General features: G+C 64.9%; 2 protein-coding genes. Both read left to right on the top strand.

The genetic code is table 11. The features are described 5' to 3' along the window. Positions 1 to 122 precede the first annotated feature (122 nt). Positions 123 to 2,330 carry a hypothetical protein gene (locus RMO81_RS06410; RefSeq protein WP_310474959.1) on the top strand — a complete coding sequence of 736 codons (2,208 nt, stop codon included), beginning with the start codon at positions 123 to 125 and terminating at the stop codon, positions 2,328 to 2,330. A 276-nt stretch (positions 2,331 to 2,606) separates the two neighbouring features. After that, the gene (locus RMO81_RS06405) at positions 2,607 to 2,948 is read left to right on the top strand and encodes an arsenate reductase family protein (protein WP_310474958.1); all 342 of its coding nucleotides are present in this window, start codon (positions 2,607 to 2,609) and stop codon (positions 2,946 to 2,948) included. Positions 2,949 to 2,969: the final 21 nt, after the last annotated feature.

Below are 2,969 nucleotides of genomic sequence, written 5' to 3'. Positions count from 1 at the left end.
TCGGTGCCAGGTCGGACAACCTGCGACATGAATCCTTGTGATTCAGTCGCTTGTGGGAGGTTACCGACATGCCGACTGTAAAATTTCCGCTCACGCTTGCTGGCGCTGGCCCGAATGAGGCTATGCCCACGCTTGCCATCTATGCCCTGCCCGATGGCAAGCCGCCGCAGAAGCTCGCCACGGCCGCTGATGGCAGCATCAGCGTCGACCCCGCCACTTTGAAGGGCATGACGCTGGGCATCGGTGCTGATGCCGACCCAGCGACGCTGGACATAGCCAGCCTGCAGCGCGTGCGCGCCGATCAAGTGCTGGAACAATGGCGGCTGGGCGGCATCATCATTCCGCGTGAACGCTGGTGGCCGTGGCTGGGCGAAACCATCTGCGTGTCGGGCGATGTGAAGAAATGCCGGCCCTGGTATCTGGCACCAGCCTATCGCAAGGCGCGGCCGCTGCCAGCCAAGCTGGGCGTGCAACTGCGGCCCGAGGTGCTGAGCGGGTTCGATCTGTCGGCCAGCGCCATCCAATTGCCGTTCCGCTGCCTGCCTCTGTGCGATGGGGTGGTGGAAATCCATGAACGCGTGTGCTGCTGCACCACCTATGATTGGCGCGATCTGATCGATCGGCTGCGCGATCTGCTGGATGATTTGCCGGTGCTGGTCCGCTGGCCCGATCCGCCAATTCCCGATCCGGGGCCCAGATTCCCCGGCGGCTTTCCGGGCGGCATCTTTGGCGGCATCGGCCCGCGCCCGCCTGTGTTCGGCAGCATCCCGGCGCTCGATCAATTGCGCCGGCTTGCCCCGCGCCCGCTGGCCAGCACGAGCAGTAGCCTGCCGCCAGAGCCGGCGCTGACCCGCACCATCCCATCGGAACGCCTGTATGATGATTACCAGGCGCTGCTGAAAATCCGCCCCGCCGACGTGGCGGAATTTGTCGACAAGCGCCCCTATCTTTCCGCCTATCTGTGCCGCTGCACCAGCCGCAAGGTGGGCGAAGTGCCGATTCAGCCCGATGGTGAATTTGATTTCTGTTATCGCCGCCCGCGCCGCCTGCACACGCCGGGCCAACGCTGCCACACGGTGTTTGCCTATCGCGTGAAGCAGCAGATCGGGCCGTTCTGGATCACCGTTTATGATGGTGTTGCCGGCCAGGATTATTTCGGCGCCGGCGAAGAGGCCCATCTGCGCACTTCGCACCCGCTGGCACGGCCCTGCGGCGATGGCCCCACCCCGCCGGATGAAGGCGACGGCACCGCCTTTGTGATGCTGGAACATGTCGGTGGTTCCCATCATTCCAACTTCCCGGCGCAGACCGGCCTTTCGAACATGGCCAATCTGGGCGTCGACAGCGGCCTGATCGATTTTGGCGGCGTGCCCGATTGCCCGTGGGCCACGACGCTGGGCCTACGGCTATGGTCGTCGAAACAGCTGGATGGAACCGTGGTCTATTACCGGATCAAGGCGGTGCCGATCAATGGCAGCGGCGATCCCGCCGGCGCGCCGGTCACGCTCACCGGGCCGGTCAGCTGGCAGCGTTTTGTCAGTGTGGGCGGCCAGATCGTCACCATTCCGGAAAGCCTGGGCGTTGATCCGGCCACGGTCGGCGGCGAAGTGGGCCTGTATCGCATGCCCTACTGGACGAACGGCAACGACTGGCTGTCGGGCCAGTATCACCAGCTGTGGGACACGCGCTCGTCACAGTTCCCCGACGGCAAATATATGCTGCTGATCGAATTGTTCGGCCCCGGCGGCGCCCGCATCAAGCCGGCCAGCGCACCGGCCGGTGATCCCGGCACGGCAAAACCGTTCCAGTTCCGACGCTGGACGGCGCAGACGGTGACCGCCAATGTGCCGTTTGCCGATTGCGGGCATGTGTTCTGGGTGAACAACCGCCCGGTGGATGGTGACATCGTGGATCTGCGCAAGAATGGCGTGCCCAGCGGCGATGAGTGCCAGTTCATGTCTGGCCCCGGCAACACCACGGTCTCGATCGGTTTCCGGGCGTTCCATGCCGATGGCGTCACCACCGGCGGCGGCGCCGGTGACATCAACAGCTTCATGGCTGGATACAGGCTGTCGTGGCAGCGCGGCCTGAACGGGCCGGGTGGCACCATCGAAACCGGCACCGCCGATCAGGGCGAATCCGGGCCAGAGCCGTCGAATGCGCTGGCATTTTCAACCCTGCTCGGCGCGTTTCCACCAACACACAAGGCACACACGCGCTGCACCTTCTCCGTGCATCTGCACGTGGACGCCAAGCAGACCAACGGCGGCGCCTTCATCGAAGCCTATGACTATCACGAAACGGCGAGCTTCGCGTTGGAGATCGTCTGATCGGCCCAAGGCAAGGGTGGAGCCGGGTGGACGGGATCACGATCCCGATCACCCGGCTTTGCCGCTTCAAGCTTCAGCCTGGCCGCTGCGGGGCAAAGCCGACGCGCGGCAGGCTTCCGCGAACGCGGCTACGGTGTGCAGGTTCATCTAGCAAAAATCACCGGCCCCGGTGATCACCCTACGGCTGGACTTCGCCCGCCACCCCATGCCAGACTGCGGCAGAACACGGTCGCCAATCCATGGCTGGCCAAGGGGTTGGCGGCGGAATCACGGCAAATGGCCATTATCACCATCTGGCATAATCCGAAGTGCGGCACGTCGCGCAATGCCTTGGCCTTGCTGCAGGATCAGGGCCATGCCGTGCGCGTGATCGAGTATCTGAAAACCCCGCCCGATGCTGCCACATTGGCCAGCGTGGCCGTTGCCGTGGGCGGCGCAAAGGCCCTGCTGCGCAGCCGCGGCACCGATGCGGAAGAACGCGGCCTGCCGGATGCAGATGACGCCACGATCCTGGCGGCCATGCTGGCCGATCCCATCCTGATCAACCGCCCGGTGGTGATCGGACCCGGCGCCACCCTGCTGGCCCGCCCAGCCGAACGGGCGCTGGAAGCGGCATGAGCATTCGCCCTGCCCGCATGG

Origin of the sequence: Sandarakinorhabdus sp. (assembly GCF_031422795.1) — a bacterium.
In the GTDB taxonomy this organism is placed as follows: domain Bacteria; phylum Pseudomonadota; class Alphaproteobacteria; order Sphingomonadales; family Sphingomonadaceae; genus Sandarakinorhabdus.
Note: the sequence above shows the minus strand (reverse complement) of the source record. Positions and strands in the feature narration are given on the sequence as shown.

Bases quoted from the DNA above. Each gene is read 5' to 3' on its own strand.
- RMO81_RS06405 (WP_310474958.1), top strand. From the start codon at position 2,607: ATGGCCATTATCACCATCTGGCATAATCCGAAGTGCGGCACGTCGCGC.
- RMO81_RS06410 (WP_310474959.1), top strand. From the start codon at position 123: ATGCCCACGCTTGCCATCTATGCCCTGCCCGATGGCAAGCCGCCGCAG.